Raw genomic sequence first — 14278 nt, forward strand, 5'->3', positions numbered from 1 at the left:
CGACCAGACCCTCGCATCCCTCGACCGGCGTCGTGGCGACCGGCCGCGGGCGGCCTGACGCGCTCTGGCTAAAGGCCACTCAAGGCCGCGAGCCTATTTCTGACAAACCGGGCAATAGAAGGTCGACCGGCCATTCTGAACGATGCGGCGGATCGTGCCAGTGCATGAGCGCGTCGGGCATGGCGCGCCCTCGCGGTCATAGACGCGGAACGAATGCTGGAAATAGCCAAGTTCGCCATCGGTCTGCCGGTGATCGCGTAGCGACGACCCCCCCGCCCTGATCGCATCAGTCAGTACCGTGCGGATCGCGTCAGCCAAGGCCTTCGCACGCTCATTTGGCGCTCCCTTGCGGTCGGCAAGCGTGGATGCCTTGCGCTTCGGCGAAAGATGCGCGCGATGCAGCGCCTCGCACACATAAATGTTGCCAAGTCCCGCGACCACGCGCTGGTCGAGCAACGCAGCTTTCAAACTGGTCTTGCGGCCGGCGCAGGCCGATGCGAGCGATGCGGCATCGAACGCATTGCCCAATGGCTCGGGCCCAAGCGCCCGCAGCAACGGCTCCTCGTCCAGATGCGCACGCGGCACGAGTTTCATGCAACCGAAGCGGCGCGGATCGTTGAACGTCGCAACGGCGCCATTCGACATGTGGAAGACGATGTGGTCGTGGGCGGCCGCCTTGGAGCGGGCGTGATGAAAGTCGCCCGGCATGTCGTCGGCGCCGGCTTGCTGCACCCGGAACGAGCCGGACATGCCAAGATGCATCAGCAGCACCTCGCCGGACGACAGATCGGCCAGCAGATATTTCGCGCGCCGGCCCAGCCCGATAACGCTCTGCCCTTCGAGACGCCGAACGAAATCGCTGGGCAGCGGCCAGCGCAAATCCCCGCGCCGCGCCTCCACCTTCACAAAGCGGGCACCCTCCAGAACCGGCGCTAGGCCGCGGCGGACGGTTTCGACCTCTGGAAGTTCGGGCATTATCTGGCCGTCAGTTCTTTTTCTCGCCGAACCGGATCCGGTTGCCGAAGGGATCGGTCACCGTCATCTCCGCCTCGGTCCAGTCGGGGCTTTCCACTCCCGGCCGAAGGTAACGGTAGGCCTTCGCACTGATTTCCGCATGGTAGGCCCGCACCCCGCGCATGCGAACATAAGCCGTCGAACCCGGGCAGGCATCGCCGTGATGCTCGCTCAGATGCAGGACCACAGCGCCCCGCGACACCTGCATGTAGAGCGGCGTCTCTGGCTCGAATCGGTGCTCCCAATCGACCTGAAAACCGAGGAAATCGAGGTAGAACTCGCGGGCCTTCTCGACCGAGAAAATCCGGAAGACCGGGATGGCGGGGTCAAATGTCACAGTCATCCGCAGGCATCTCTCGTTAACGAGGGCTGATGCGATATGTAGCGTGGCCCGGCGCGCTGGGCTATCGTCCGGCCGCCAGCGCGTGATCAGCTTAAGTCGTTGGTTTTGCGCACGATCGCGTGCTTTCTAACCGATATGGCGATGACAGAACATTCAGCAAAAGAAGCCGATTTCGGCTTCCGGCGTGTGCCGCTCGACGAAAAGCAGGGCCTGGTGGACGACGTTTTCCACTCGGTCGCGCGCCGCTACGACATCATGAATGACCTGATGTCGGCGGGGCTGCACCGCGCCTGGAAGAATGCGCTGGTCACGGCGGTCAACCCGCCGAAGAGCGACCGCGACTTTCGGCTCCTCGACGTCGCCGGCGGCACCGGGGATATCGGATTCCGGGTCGTCGAATCCGGCGGCGCCGGGACCCATGCCACGATCCTCGACATCAACCCGGAGATGCTGGCGGTCGGACGCGAACGCGCCGAAAAGCGCGGTCTCGACCACCTTGTGAGCTTCGTGGACGGCAATGCCGAGGCGCTGCCGCTGCCTGACCGGACCTTCGACGCCTATACGATCGCGTTCGGCATCCGCAATGTCCCGCGCATCGATGCGGCTCTGCGCGAAGCCTATCGCGTGCTGCGGCCCGGCGGGCATTTCCTGTGTCTGGAATTCTCCTCGGTCGACGTCCCCGCACTCGAGTCGCTGTACGACTTCTATTCATTCAATGTCATCCCGACGCTCGGCCGCATGGTGGCGGGCGACGCGGATTCCTATCGCTATCTCGTTGAATCGATTCGCCGGTTTCCGAAACCGCAGGCCTTTGCCGAGATGATCCGCGCCGCCGGCTTTTCGCGTGTCAGCTTCACGCCGATGACCGGCGGCATCGTTGCCTTGCATTCCGGCTGGCGCCTGTGACGCAGGCCTGCCGCACAAGCCGAATGTCATGATCTCCGCCCTCACCCATTCCATGCGGCTGATGCGCGCCGGCTTTGTCTTCGCGCGCGAGGGTGTGTTCAGCGGCGTCGATCCGACGCTGCTGCCGGTGCCGGCACGCCTCGCTTTGCGCGCTTCGAGCTTTATCTCGCGGCCCGGCAAGGAAAGTCAGGCTGGCCGGCTGGCCGCCGCATTGACGCGGCTCGGTCCGACCTATGTGAAGCTCGGTCAATTCCTGGCAACGCGTCCGGATGTCGTCGGTGTCGCCATCGCGCACGACCTGGAAAGCCTGCAGGACCGGATGCCGGCCTTCCCGCACGAGCAGGCGGTGGCGATTGTCGAGCAGGCCTTCGGCCAGCCCATCGGCAAGACCTTTGTGCGGTTCGGCCCGGCGGTTGCCGCCGCGTCGATCGCACAGGTGCATCGGGCCGAGGTCGCGACGGCGAACGGCCAGCGTCCCGTTGCCGTGAAAGTGCTGCGGCCTGCCATCGAGCGGCGCTTTGCCGCGGATCTCGAAGCGTTCGCGTTCGCGGCGCGCGAGGCGGAGGAGCATTCCGCCGAAGCGCGAAGGCTGCGGCTGGTCGAGACGGTGGCGACGCTGCGCCGCTCGGTGGCGCTCGAAATGGATCTGCGGCTCGAGGCTGCCGCCCTCTCGGAAATGGCGGAGAACACCAAGGGGGACCCCGGCTTCCGCGTGCCCGAAGTCGACTGGGATCGCACCACCAAGGAAGTGCTGACGCTGGAATGGATCGACGGCACGCATTTGTCGAACCGTGCCGCGCTGATCGCCAAGGGCTTCGACCTGAAAGTCCTCGCCCGCACCGTTATCCAGAGCTTCCTGCGTCACGCCCTGCGCGACGGTTTCTTTCATGCCGACATGCATCCCGGCAATCTTTTCATCGATGACGAAGGGCGACTCGTTGCGGTCGATTTCGGCATCATGGGACGGCTCGGCCTCAAGGAACGGCGCTTCCTCGCCGAAATCCTCTACGGCTTCATCACCCGCAACTATCGGCGCACCGCGGAGGTGCATTTCGAGGCGGGCTATGTCCCCTCGCATCATTCGGTGGACGATTTCGCGCAGGCGATCCGCGCCATCGGCGAGCCGATCCACAATCGCGCCGCCGATGAAATTTCGATGGCGAAGCTCCTGACCTTGCTGTTCGAGGTGACCGGCCTGTTCGACATGCGGACGAGGCCGGAATTGCTGCTGCTGCAGAAGACCATGGTTGTGGTCGAAGGCGTCGCGCGCTCGCTCGATCCCAAACTCGATATGTGGTCGACGGCCGAGCCCGTGGTGCGCGAATGGATCGAGCGCAATCTCGGCCCCGCCGGACGCATCGAAGGCGCGGCAGAGAACGCGGCGCAGTTCGGCCGCTTCATCGGACAGATGCCGGGCCTTCTCACCCGTGGGGCGGTCCTCATGGAGCAGCTCGATGCCGCCACCCGCAACGGGATTGCACTTTCCCCCGAAACCGTCGCCGATATCGGCCGGGCGGAAGCAAGGCGCAATCGCTCGATGGTCGTCGTGCTTTGGGTCATCGCGGCGCTGCTGGCCTATATCGTGTGGCTGATGAGATGATGGATTCGCAATCGAGGGGTAAATTGCGCTATCAGGCCCACGTCCGCGCGGACCTGATGCCCCGGCTTTCTTCTCGTGCCGCAGCCGAATGAGGCGATCGTGAACGGCAAGCGCATCCTGCTCGTCATCGGCGGCGGCATCGCCGCCTACAAGGCGCTCGACCTGATCCGTCGCCTGCGCGAGCGGGGCGCAACGGTGCGCTGCATCCTGACCAAAGCCGGCCATGAATTCGTCACCCCGCTTTCGGTCGGCGCCTTGTGCGGCGAGCGGGCATTCACCGATCTGTTCGATCCGCAAAGCGAATTCGATGTCGGCCATATCCGGCTGGCGCGCGACCCCGACCTCGTGATCGTCGCGCCCGCGACCGCGGACCTGATCGCCAAAATAGCGAACGGCCATGCCGACGATCTGGCTTCGGCCGTCCTCCTCGCCACCGACAAACCGGTGCTGGTCGCGCCGGCGATGAACCCGAAGATGTGGGGCAATCGCGCAACCCAGCGCAACGTGACTCAGCTTCGGGCTGACGGCCTTCAAGTGATCGGACCCAATAGCGGCGAGATGGCCGAAGGCGGCGAAGCCGGCGTCGGCCGCATGGCCGAGCCGCTCGAAATCGTCGACGCCGCCATCAGCTTGCTCGGGGTGTCATCCTCTGCGCGCTCGCTCGCCGGCAAGCGCGTGCTCATCACCTCCGGCCCGACCCACGAGCCGATCGATCCCGTTCGCTACATCGCCAATCGCTCGTCCGGAAAACAGGGTCACGCGATCGCGGCTGCGGCCGCAGAAGCCGGCGCTGAGGTCGTCCTGGTCTCGGGGCCGGTGCAGGTCCCCGATCCGAAAGGCGTGACGGTGATCCGCGCCACTACCGCGCAAGACATGCTCGAAGCGGTGACCAAATCGCTTCCGGCGGATGCGGCAATCTTCGCTGCCGCCGTGGCCGATTGGCGCGTTGCAACGCCGAACACGCAGAAGATCAAGAAGACGAAATCCGGCGCACCCTCATTCGAACTCGCCGAGAACCCGGATATTCTCGCGACGGTGGCCAAGCGCACATCCGGCCGGCCACAGCTTGTGGTCGGCTTTGCGGCCGAAACCGAAAACGTGATTGAGCACGCCAAGATCAAGTTGCAGAAAAAGGGCTGTGACTGGATCGTCGCCAACGATGTATCGCCGGCTCACGGCGTGATGGGAGGAGACCGCAACACAGTGCATCTCGTGACGATGCAGGGCGTGGAATCCTGGCCGTCGCAATCGAAGGACGACGTGGCGCGCCAGCTGGTCGGCCGGATCGCCGCTTCGCTTGCAGGGCCGCGCGGGTAATGGCGATCGACGTTCGGATCGTGCAGCTGCCTCATGCTGCAGGCCTGCCGCTGCCGGCCTATCAAACCGCGGCCGCCGCCGGCCTCGATCTTGTTGCTGCGGTTGCCGAAGGCAAACCCGTGACGATCGAACCTGGCAGCCACGCGATGGTCCCGACCGGAATTGCCCTCGCATTGCCGGTGGGGACCGAAGGCCAGGTGCGGCCGCGCTCGGGTCTTGCCGCAAAGCACGGGGTGACGGTGCTCAATGCACCCGGCACCATCGACGCGGATTACCGCGGTGAGGTCAGTGTCATCCTCATCAACCACGGCAAGGCAGCCTTTACGATTGAACGAGGAATGCGAATTGCACAGCTCGTAATCGCGCCGGTTGCGGCAGCACAATTGCGACTTGTACAGAACCTCGATGAAACCGTCCGCGGCGCCGGTGGATTTGGGTCCACCGGCACAAAAAGTGTCGATTTCCCACCGGAGGACTAGACACGTTCCCCTAATTTACTACCGTTATGAATCATAAACACGAAAACGGTGAGTAAATTGGTATGCCGCTGATGTCCCGGAAAGGCATCCTGGCCGTTGCAGCCGTCATCGACATCGCCCTGAATTCGGAAGCGCGACCTGTCTCGGCGAAGGCTCTCGCATCGCGGCATGGTTTGCCCCCGCGCCACCTTGAGCCTGTGCTGCAAGCCCTGGTGCACGAAGGCATTCTGCGCGGCGTTCGGGGTCCGCGTGGCGGTTACGAGCTGGGACGCAATACCGACAGTATCACCGCGAACGAGATTCTCCGTGCCGCCGGCACGGTCGATGACGCCACGACAACTCGCGTTCCGGCATCGCCCCTTGTCGGCGACGTCGTGTTGCCCGCTCTGGCCAAGGCCGAGGTGGCCTTCGCCGCGGCGCTCTCGACCATTCATTTGGATGAGTTGATCAGGCGGGCGGAAAAATCCGCCTGATAAGGCCCGCGCACCGCCGTTCACGGTCTGGACTCTTAACGCGCGAGTCCTCTTGAGAGTAAAGTCGCATGATTCGGTCCGCAGTCGCGGTCCGCTCGTTAGCGTCCATGACGATACGGGTTTGCACAGGCATCCTTGCCGGTGCCCGCCGGTATTGGGGGCAATGGGTATGCGGGAATGATTCGGTCGACCGGCGGCGTCCGCGGCGCCGATCCGCTGCGATGCGGATGGCTTGCTGCGCCCGTCATGTTGTGGACGGCTCCTGCTCTGGCTCTTGCGCCCGCCCGGGATGGCACTCCCGTCGATCTCTATCTCAGCGCGTTCGCCAGCCTGGAGAGTCATGAACTCGCCGCGCTCGCGCTGATGCTCGGCGTCGTGTTCTTTGCGGTCGTAACCTCAATCTTGCTCGTGCGCACGCGCCAGCGTGCTGGATCGGCGGAAGCAGAGGCCCGCCGCGAGATCGATGCCCTGACCTCCGAGATCGATCGCGTCAATGCTCTCCTTCAGTCGGATCCGCAGATTGTCGTGGCCTGGCCGGCCGGCTCCGACGAACCCGATGTCAGCGGGGATGTGACCATCGTCACGCAAGCGACCATGCCGCAGCGTGTGCTGGCTTTCGAATCATGGTTGCCGGACGACCAAGCCGAAGCGATCCGGTCGTCGGTCGAACGGCTGCGCGCAAGCGGCGAAGGCTTCGCCATGACCTTGACGACCCTCGGCGGCCAATCGATCGAAGCCGACGGGCGCGCCATCGGTGGCCGCGCCGTGATGCGGCTTCGCGACGTCAGCGGAATCAAGGGCGAACTCGTTGCGCTGGCCGGACGCCATGAACGGCTGGTCGGCGACATGATGGCGCTGCGCACGCTGATTGACGCGCTGCCGTTTCCGGTCTGGGCGCGCGACCATGAGGGGCGGCTGGACTTTGTCAACGCCGCCTATGCCGGCGCGGTCGAGGCGCGCGATCCGACGGAAGCGGTCGAGCGCAATCTCGAATTGCTGGACAAGTCCGCGCGCGACGACGCTGCGCGGATGCGCGAAGGCGGCGAGCCCTATCGCGGCCGGGTCCCGGCGGTGATTGCCGGCGCGCGGCGCATTTTCGACGTCGTCGAAGTCCCGACCCCGGCGGGCAGCGCGGCGGTCGGCGTCGATGCGACGGAGATTGAAACCTTGCGCGCCGATATGACGCGCATGGTCGACGCCCACCGCCGAACCCTCGATCAGCTGGCGACCGGCGTCGCGATCTTCGGTGCCGACCAGACGCTCCGCTTCTACAACGAGGCCTACCGTGCGCTGTGGGACCTGGATTCGAGCTATCTCGACCACGGGCCGACCGATTCAGCGATCCTCGACCGGCTGCGCGCCGGCCGGAAGCTGCCGGAACAGCAGGATTTCCGCACTTGGAAAAACCAGCTGCATGAAGCGTATCGCAATGTCGAAGCGCGCGAGGATCTTTGGCATCTGCCGGATGGCCGGACGCTCCGTGTCGTGACGACGCCCAATACCGAAGGCGGCGTCACCTATCTGTTCGACGACGTGACCGAACGCCTCGATCTCGAGCGGCGCTACGACGCGCTGATCCGGGTGCAGGGCGAGACGCTCGACAATCTGACCGAGGCCGTAGCGGTGTTCGCCAGCGACGGACGCCTTCGGCTGCACAACCCGGCCTTCCAGAAGATGTGGAAATTGCCGGAGGAGGCGCTCGCCGAGCGGCCGCATATCGAAGCGGTCATCGCCTGGTGCGCACCGCTGCAACCGGAAGACCAGACCCTGCGCGCGTTGCGCACCGCCGTGACCACGATCGGCCAGCGCGATACGGTGAAGGGCCGGCTCGAACGGCGCGACGGCAGCGTGGTCGATCTCGCGACTTTGCCGCTGCCGGACGGCGCAACGCTTGTCACCTTCCAGGACGTCACCGACACAGTGAATGTCGAGCGCGCGCTCCGTGAACGAAACGAAGCGCTGGAAACCGCCGATCAGGTCAAGATCGATTTCCTGCATCACGTGTCCTACGAACTGCGCTCCCCGCTCACCAACATCATCGGATTCGCGCATTTCCTTGGCGATCCCTCGACAGGTCCCCTCACCGAGCGTCAGTCCGAATATCTGAGCTACATCACTGTCTCGACGAACGCGCTGCTGGCGCTGATCAACGACATTCTCGATCTCGCGACGATCGACGCCGGCGTAATGACCCTCAATCTCGGTCCCGTCGATATCCGCAAGACCATGGAAGCGGCGGCCGAAGGCATCCGCGACCGGCTGGTGAAAGACCACATCACGCTGGACATCGACACCGATCCCGCCGCGATCGGCCACTTCTCGGCGGACGAGCGCCGCGTCCGGCAGGTGCTTTACAATCTCCTGTCCAACGCGGTCGGCTTCTCGCCCAAGAACGGCACGATCCGCCTGCGCGCCGAGCGGCGTGACGGCTCGGTCGTGTTCTCGGTCACGGACCAGGGCCCCGGAATCCCGCCGGAAATGAAAGCGCGGATTTTCGACCGGTTCGAGAGTCACCCGCAGGGCTCCCATCACCGCGGTGCGGGTCTGGGGCTGGCGATCGTGCGGTCGTTCGTCCAGCTCCACGGCGGCACGGTGGACATCGAATCCGAGGTGGGGCAAGGAACGACAGTGATCTGTTCCTTTCCGCTCCAGCCGCCCGCGCAACAGCAGCCCGCTGCCGCCTGACCGTTCACAATGCCGACGAGCGAAACGCGTTTCATCGTCTCGGTCGATAACGAAGAGGCGACGCAGCGCCTCGCGGTCGAACTCGCGAATGCGCTCGAACCCGGTGACTTCATCACGCTCTCCGGCGATCTCGGTGCCGGCAAGACCGCCTTTGCCCGGGCGCTGATCCGTTATCTCGCGGGCGACCCGGACCTTGCGGTTCCGAGTCCGACCTTCACGCTGATGCAGGTTTACGAGCTGCCCCGTTTCACGCTGGCGCATGCCGACCTGTACCGGCTGTCCGGACCGGACGAACTCACCGAACTCGGACTCGAGGACATCGCCGCGAACGGCGTCGTGCTGATGGAATGGCCCGACCGGGCCGAAGGCCGGTTGCCCATGGATCGCATCGATGTGGCGTTCACGCTCGCGGCGTCGCTCGGCAATACCCATCGCGACATCTGCATCACCGGTTATGGCACGCTGGCGCAGCGCGTCGCGCGTATGGATCTGTTGCGGCGATTCCTGCATCGGAACGGCTACGGACTGGCGACACGCCAGCGGATGCAGGGCGACGCGTCGACGCGGCTCTACGAGCGGGTCATCCGCGACGGCCAGCCGGCGATCCTGATGAATGCACCGCGCCGGCCGGATGGTCCGCCGGTGCGCGACGGCAAACCCTATAGTCAGATTGCGCATCTTGCCGAGGATGTCCGGCCATTTGTCGCGATGGCCGATGGCCTGCGCGCGCTCGGATTCTCCGCACCTGAAATCTACGCCGCGGATCTCGATTACGGTTTCCTGCTGCTTGAGGATCTCGGTCCGGAGACGTTCGTTTCAGGATCGCCGCCTGCGCCGATTCCGGCGCGGTATGGCGCGGCGACCGACCTCCTCGCCGAACTGCATGGCCGTGAGGTGGCGGCGATGCTGCCGCTGCCGGACGGGACGACCTATGCGCTGCCGGCCTATGACCGGCACGCCTTTCTGATCGAGGCGGAATTGCTGCTCGACTGGTACATCCCGCATCGCGGTCTTGCCGTCGATGACGCCGGACGCGAGGCGTTCCGGGAGCTGTGGCTCACCGCCCTCAAGCCGGCGCTGGCGGGCCAGCAGACCTGGGTGCTGAGGGACTATCATTCGCCCAATCTGATCTGGCTGCCGCAGCGCGAGGGACACCGCCGGGTCGGCCTTCTCGACTTCCAGGACGCCCTGATCGGGCCTACCGGCTACGACGTCGCCTCGCTCCTGCAGGATGCGCGGGTCGACGTTCCGGAGGCGCTGGAGCGTGAATTGCTGGCCCGCTACGCCGCGCTGCGCAGCGAGGCCAGCCCAAGCTTCGATCCGGCCGAATTCGCGGCGATCTATGCGGTGATGGCGGCCCAGCGCGCCACCAAGATCCTTGGCATTTTCGCCCGTCTCGACCGGCGGGACGGCAAGCCGCAATATCTGCGTCACATGCCGCGCGTATGGCGCTACCTGCAGCGCTCGTTGCGCCATCCGGCGCTTTCCGGCCTGGCGGAATGGTACAATGAGAATGTGCCGGCCTTTGACGGGCTGTGATAGATCACCGGCAAAACCGGGCCATGAGGGACTGATTCGGATGGCGCAGGGCGTTCCGCAAACCGCGATGGTGCTTGCGGCAGGATACGGAGAGCGCATGCGTCCGCTCACCAATACGAGGCCGAAGCCTCTGGTGACGGTCTCTGGCCGGGCGCTGCTGGATCACGTCCTCGACAAACTGGCCCAGGCCGGTGTCGCGACCGCCGTCGTCAACGTGCATTACCTCGCCGATCAGATCGAGGCCCATGTCGCCGGCCGCAAGGCGCCGCACATTGTGATTTCCGACGAGCGCGACAAGCTGCTCGATACCGGCGGCGGTGTGGTGAAGGCCCTGCCCCTCCTTGGCACCGAGCCATTCCTCCTGGTCAATTCGGACAGCATCTGGCTCGACGGCACCCGGGGCAACCTGCAGCGGCTCGCCGCGGCCTTCGATCCCGAGCAAATGGATGCGCTTTTGCTGCTCGCGCCGTCTGCGACCAGCATCGGCTATTCGGGTCGCGGAGACTTCGCGATGGCGCCGGACGGACGGCTGCGTCCGCGCGCCGAACGCGAGGTCACGCCCTTCGTCTATGCGGGGGCCGCCATCTTCTCGCCGGCCCTGTTCAAGGATGCGCCGCAGGGTCCGTTCTCGCTGAACCGGCTTTTCGTGAAGGCAGCAGAGGCGGAACGGCTGTTCGGGCTCCGGCTCGACGGCATCTGGATGCATGTCGGCACACCCGACGCCATCGCGCTCGCCGAACGCACGATCCTGCAGAGCGCAGCCTAGCGCGACGTTACGCCGCTGCCGGGCTTGACCGGGGCATGGCGGGCTCTTCACACTGGCGCGCGAATCCGCGGCAGCCCACAACCGAGAGATAATGTCAGCTCGCGAACCTCGCCTGTTCACGATCCCATCGTCTGTCCCGTTCCTGCCGGCCCTGATCGAAGCGCTGCTGGCGGGCGACATCGTCGAGGGTTATCCGGGCTCGCGCGACCCGATCGCGCTGGCGCAGGCGACGCTCTATCTCCCCACACGGCGCGCCTGCCGGCTGGCGCAGGATGTGTTCCTGCAAGCGCTGGGCGGAGAGGCCACGCTGCTGCCGCGCCTCGTTCCGATCGGCGATGTCGACGAAGACGAAATCGTATTCGCCGAATTCGCCGGCGGTCCGCTGGCGAACGAACGCCTCGCCCTCGCCGACAGCATGGAGCCGTTCGCACGCAAGGGCTGGCTCACGCAAATGATCATGGCCTGGGCCGCGCAGCAGGACCGCATCGGCGATCCCCTGCTGATCGCGCATTCGCCTGCGGCCGCCTATGCCATGGCGGGCGAACTCGCGCGGCTGCACGACGACATGATCACGCGCGGCGTTCCATGGTCGAAGCTCGACGAGCTCGTGCCGGAAGATATGGATCAGTATTTCCGCTCGACGCTCGCCTTCCTCAAGATCGTGCGCGACAACTGGCCCGATCTGCTCGCCGAGCGGAACCTGATGGATGCCGCAGCACGGCGCGATGCGTTGATCGATGCCGAAGCGGCGCGTCTGACACGGGACAATACCGGGCCGGTGATCGCCGCCGGATCGACCGCATCGATGCCCGCGACCGCCAAGCTTCTCGGCGCCATCGCCAATCTTCCGAACGGCGCGGTCGTCCTGCCTGGCCTCGACACCGATCTCGACGAGGAATCGTGGGACGCAATCGGCGGCGGCAAGGCGAGCAATCCTCATCCCGGTCATCCGCAATTCGCGATGCAGAATTTTCTGCGGGGGCTCGGCGTCAAGCGCGATCAGGTGCAAAGTCTTGCTCGGCCCGCTTCTCATGCCCGCGAGCAATTCGTGTCGGAGGCCATGCGCCCGGCCGAAGCCACCGATCGGTGGCGCGATACACTCACGGAACAGACATTCAATTCGGCAAAAGAATCGGCGTTGTCGGGGCTGTCATTGATCGCAGCCGCGACGTCCGAGGAAGAAGCGGTCGCAGTTGCGCTCGCACTGCGCGAAGCGGTGAGCGACGATACGCCGGAGAGCATGAATCGCACAGCGGCTCTGATCACGCCGGATCGTGCGCTGGCGCGCCGCGTCATCGCCGCATTGGAACGATGGAAAGTCCCGGTCGACGATTCCGGCGGCGATGCCTTGTCCGAAACGCCCGCCGGAATCTTCGCGCGGCTTGCAGCGGAAGCCGCGCTTCATGGCTGCGAGCCGGTCACCGTGCTGGCGCTGCTCAAGCATCCGCTCTGCCGCCTCGGCGCGCACGAATTCGCGCATCGTCCGGCCATTACCATCCTCGAACGCGCGGTGCTGCGCGGACCGCGTCCGCGCGCAGGCGCCGAGGGAATTGAACACGCCCTGGAAAGTCTGCGCGCCGAGCGCGAAAACCTGCATGGGCGTGACCCGCGCCGCTGGCTCTCCGACAGCGACCTCGATCGTGCCGCGGCATTGATCGCATCTCTCAAGCAGGCACTCGCACCGCTCGCGCAGATTCGAAAGGCTGCGACGCTGCACCATTTCGCCGAACAGCATCGCGCGAGCGTTGCGATGCTGTCGCGCGATCACAAGAATGAGCCGGCGGCCTTCGCGGGCCGTGACGGCGCGGCCTTGAGCGACTTGCTCCAGACGATCTCCGAGAGCGGACAGGCCGCAGCCTTCAACGCGGCGCAGCACGATTATCCCGACCTGTTCCGCGCCATTGCATCCGAGCGCGTCGTGCGCCGGCCCGGTGCGCCCGGCGCGCGCGTGCGCATCTATGGTCCGCTCGAAGCGCGCTTGCAGCAGGCCGATCGCGTTGCGCTGGCGGGCCTCGTCGAAGGCGTCTGGCCGCCGGACCCACGCAACGATCCCTGGCTCAACCGTCCGATGCGCCAGCAGCTTGGCCTCGATCTGCCGGAGCGGCGGATCGGCCTGTCGGCGCACGATTTCGCGCAGGCGCTCGGCGCGCGGGAAGTCATCCTGTCCTATGCCGCCAAGCGCGAAGGCTCGCCGACCGTAGTTTCGCGCTTCGTGCAACGGCTCGCCACCGTTGCAGGAGCGGAGGCCTGGAACGCGGTCAAGGAGCGCGGCGCGACATATCTGAGCTGGGCGCGCGCACTGGATCGCCCCGCCGAGGTGAAGCCCGCGGAGCGGCCAGAGCCGAAACCGCCCGTCGCGGTGCGCCCGAAACGTCTGCCGGTGACCGATATCGAGCATTGGCTGCGCGATCCCTACACGATCTACGCCAAGCACATTCTCAGGCTGCAGCCACTCGATCCTGTCGATACGCCGCCCGGCGCGCGCGATCGCGGAACCGTGATCCACAAGGCGATCGGCGACTTCACTGCAAAGTTCGCGAACGGACTGCCAGACGATCCCTATGCCGAATTGATGGCGCTCGGCCGCGACGCCTTCGCGCCGCTCAACGATTTCCCGGAAGCCAAGGCGTTCTGGTGGCCGCGCTTTGAGCGCATCGCGCGCTGGTTCATCGATTGGGAAATCGAGCGTCGTCGCAACGTGCAGTCGGTCTATGCGGAAGTTCAGGGCAAATTGCAGGTGACGCCCGACTTCATGCTGACCGCGCGGGCCGACCGCATCGAACTGCTCAAGGATGGTAGCTTCGCGGTGCTGGACTACAAGACCGGACGGCCGCCATCGAAAAAGGAAGTGCAGGTCGGCTTCGCGCCGCAACTAACGTTGCAAGCCTCGATCCTGCGGCACGGCGAATTTAAGGATTTGCCGAAAGGCGGCTCGGTCTCCGAACTGCTGTATCTGCGGCTCAGCGGCGGCGATCCCGGCGGCGAGAAAGCGCCGCGCGAATTCGACGACCTGAGCGTCGACGCCGCCGCGGACCGCGCGCTGAAAAAGCTTCAAGAACTCGCGGTCACCTTTGCTGCCGAGGATACGCCGTATCGATCATTCTGGCGGCCGCAATGGGTCGGCCGCACTTACGGCGACTACGATCATCTCGCTCG

Annotated in this window: 11 protein-coding genes; 9 read left to right on the forward strand and 2 right to left on the reverse strand. The window is 65.3% G+C overall.

Translation table 11 applies throughout. The annotated features are described in order from the left end of the window. Nucleotides 1-93 precede the first annotated feature (93 nt). Together mutM and VN004_RS21870 are read right to left on the reverse strand one after the other, a co-directional pair. Nucleotides 94-975, reverse strand: a complete 882-nt coding sequence (gene mutM / locus VN004_RS21865; RefSeq protein WP_325614294.1) for a bifunctional DNA-formamidopyrimidine glycosylase/DNA-(apurinic or apyrimidinic site) lyase — start codon at nucleotides 973-975, stop codon at nucleotides 94-96. A gap of 10 nt (nucleotides 976-985) precedes the next feature. Next, nucleotides 986-1357: a glyoxalase superfamily protein gene (locus tag VN004_RS21870; RefSeq protein ID WP_414710386.1), complete on the reverse strand. Its 372-nt coding sequence runs from the start codon at nucleotides 1355-1357 to the stop codon at nucleotides 986-988. A gap of 141 nt (nucleotides 1358-1498) precedes the next feature. Between VN004_RS21870 and ubiE the strand changes: the two genes are divergently transcribed. From ubiE to addB, 9 genes are all read left to right on the forward strand, one after another. Next, nucleotides 1499-2263, forward strand: a complete 765-nt coding sequence (gene ubiE / locus VN004_RS21875; RefSeq protein ID WP_325614296.1) for a bifunctional demethylmenaquinone methyltransferase/2-methoxy-6-polyprenyl-1,4-benzoquinol methylase UbiE — start codon at nucleotides 1499-1501, stop codon at nucleotides 2261-2263. Between the two features lie 28 nt (nucleotides 2264-2291). Next, nucleotides 2292-3863 (forward strand): 2-polyprenylphenol 6-hydroxylase, encoded by a 1572-nt coding sequence (ubiB, locus tag VN004_RS21880; RefSeq protein ID WP_325614298.1) that lies wholly within the window; start codon nucleotides 2292-2294, stop codon nucleotides 3861-3863. 75 nt (nucleotides 3864-3938) lie between these two features. Then, the gene (gene coaBC / locus VN004_RS21885; RefSeq protein ID WP_325614300.1) at nucleotides 3939-5180 is read left to right on the forward strand and encodes a bifunctional phosphopantothenoylcysteine decarboxylase/phosphopantothenate--cysteine ligase CoaBC; all 1242 of its coding nucleotides are present in this window, start codon (nucleotides 3939-3941) and stop codon (nucleotides 5178-5180) included. Then, nucleotides 5180-5659 (forward strand): dUTP diphosphatase, encoded by a 480-nt coding sequence (dut, locus tag VN004_RS21890; RefSeq protein ID WP_325614302.1) that lies wholly within the window; start codon nucleotides 5180-5182, stop codon nucleotides 5657-5659. Before coaBC ends, dut begins: the two co-directional genes overlap by 1 nt. A gap of 62 nt (nucleotides 5660-5721) precedes the next feature. Beyond that, entirely contained in the window at nucleotides 5722-6132 is a 411-nt protein-coding gene (locus tag VN004_RS21895) for an Rrf2 family transcriptional regulator (RefSeq protein ID WP_325614304.1), read from the forward strand. A gap of 177 nt (nucleotides 6133-6309) precedes the next feature. Further along, entirely contained in the window at nucleotides 6310-8817 is a 2508-nt protein-coding gene (locus VN004_RS21900) for an ATP-binding protein (RefSeq protein ID WP_325614305.1), read from the forward strand. A gap of 9 nt (nucleotides 8818-8826) precedes the next feature. After that, on the forward strand, nucleotides 8827-10356 hold the full coding sequence (gene tsaE, locus VN004_RS21905; RefSeq protein WP_325614307.1) for a tRNA (adenosine(37)-N6)-threonylcarbamoyltransferase complex ATPase subunit type 1 TsaE: 1530 nt from the start codon (nucleotides 8827-8829) through the stop codon (nucleotides 10354-10356). A gap of 40 nt (nucleotides 10357-10396) precedes the next feature. Next, a complete protein-coding gene (locus VN004_RS21910) occupies nucleotides 10397-11122 on the forward strand; it encodes a nucleotidyltransferase family protein (RefSeq protein ID WP_325614309.1) in 726 nt (241 codons plus the stop codon). 91 nt (nucleotides 11123-11213) lie between these two features. Beyond that, nucleotides 11214-14278, forward strand: a 3065-nt coding sequence (gene addB / locus VN004_RS21915; protein ID WP_325614312.1) for a double-strand break repair protein AddB, incomplete at its 3' end; no start/stop codon positions are given.

Source organism: Pseudorhodoplanes sp., assembly GCF_035565855.1.
Lineage (GTDB): Bacteria > Pseudomonadota > Alphaproteobacteria > Rhizobiales > Xanthobacteraceae > Pseudorhodoplanes.

Coding starts and splice junctions, on each gene's coding strand:
- dut (WP_325614302.1), top strand. CDS start 5,180: ATGGCGATCGACGTTCGGATCGTGCAGCTGCCTCATGCTGCAGGCCTG.
- tsaE (WP_325614307.1), top strand. CDS start 8,827: ATGCCGACGAGCGAAACGCGTTTCATCGTCTCGGTCGATAACGAAGAG.
- VN004_RS21910 (WP_325614309.1), top strand. CDS start 10,397: ATGGCGCAGGGCGTTCCGCAAACCGCGATGGTGCTTGCGGCAGGATAC.
- VN004_RS21900 (WP_325614305.1), top strand. CDS start 6,310: ATGATTCGGTCGACCGGCGGCGTCCGCGGCGCCGATCCGCTGCGATGC.
- VN004_RS21895 (WP_325614304.1), top strand. CDS start 5,722: ATGCCGCTGATGTCCCGGAAAGGCATCCTGGCCGTTGCAGCCGTCATC.
- ubiE (WP_325614296.1), top strand. CDS start 1,499: ATGACAGAACATTCAGCAAAAGAAGCCGATTTCGGCTTCCGGCGTGTG.
- ubiB (WP_325614298.1), top strand. CDS start 2,292: ATGATCTCCGCCCTCACCCATTCCATGCGGCTGATGCGCGCCGGCTTT.
- VN004_RS21870 (WP_414710386.1), bottom strand. CDS start 1,357: ATGACTGTGACATTTGACCCCGCCATCCCGGTCTTCCGGATTTTCTCG.
- mutM (WP_325614294.1), bottom strand. CDS start 975: ATGCCCGAACTTCCAGAGGTCGAAACCGTCCGCCGCGGCCTAGCGCCG.